Here is a 994-nt window from a genome sequence, read left to right on the forward strand (position 1 = left end):
ATAGCGTAACAACCAATGCGGACTCTGGTGACGGAGATAGCAATGTTGCAGCGGGTAATAACGTGACTTTCGTTGCGGGTAAAAACATGGCGTTACAAAAAGCCGGTAACAAGTTTATCTATGCAACGAAAGACGATGTGACATTTAACAATGTGACAGCGAACAACACCACAACCACAAACTTAACCGTGAAAAACGGTGGTAACGTGGATATGGGTGGAAACCAAGTTCACAATGTAAGCACGGGTACAGCACCGACAGATGCAGTGAATGTAAAACAACTTTACGACACAGTGTCAGGAAATGTATCGACAGAGTCCGTGATTAAGAAAGCGGATGAAGACAACATTGCGGAAGTGACGGTTGCGGATAATAAACAGTCTGGTGATAAGAATGCGAAATATGAAGTGTCGGTATCAAAAGCGAAAATCAAAGCTTTAGCGAATGAAACCGTGAAAGTAAACACTTCAACGGCAGCGAATAACCCGATTACGGTAACCCCGCATACGGAGAACGGTAACACGACTTATACGGTGAACTTTGACGGAACGAAAGCGGCGTCAGAGATTCCATTAACGTACAAAGCGAATGATGGTGCAGGAAAAACCGTTAAATTATCAGAAGGCTTGAACTTCAAGAATGGTACGCAGACCACTGCGGAAGTGGGCGATAATGGTGTTGTGAAATTCAATGTCAATACAACCACGTTATGCGGAAGTGGGCGATAATGGTGTTGTGAAATTCAATGTCAATACAACCACGTTATCGAATACGACAGCGAACGGAAAAATTACGGTACCAGATGGCAACGGCTTAGTGACGGCGAAAGAGGTAGCGAACGCGATTAATGCAGCGAACTGGAACTTAAACGTAGGTGGAGCAACGGTTCAAAACGTGAAAGCGGGCGACTTTGTGAGCTTTGCGAATGGCAATGGCACGACAGTGACGTATAAAGACGGTGCGGTACGTGTGAATGCGAATGTGACAGACGTAG

At 45.2% G+C, this 994-nt stretch carries 2 pseudogenes; both read left to right on the forward strand.

Annotated features, from left to right (window positions below):
• Positions 1-728: pseudogene (locus tag B0185_RS05225) on the forward strand (adhesin); the annotation flags it as partial.
• Positions 691-994: pseudogene (locus B0185_RS05230) on the forward strand (hypothetical protein); the annotation flags it as partial. The pseudogenes B0185_RS05225 and B0185_RS05230, both read left to right, overlap by 38 nt.

Source organism: Haemophilus parahaemolyticus, assembly GCF_002015035.1.
GTDB lineage: Bacteria > Pseudomonadota > Gammaproteobacteria > Enterobacterales > Pasteurellaceae > Haemophilus_A > Haemophilus_A parahaemolyticus.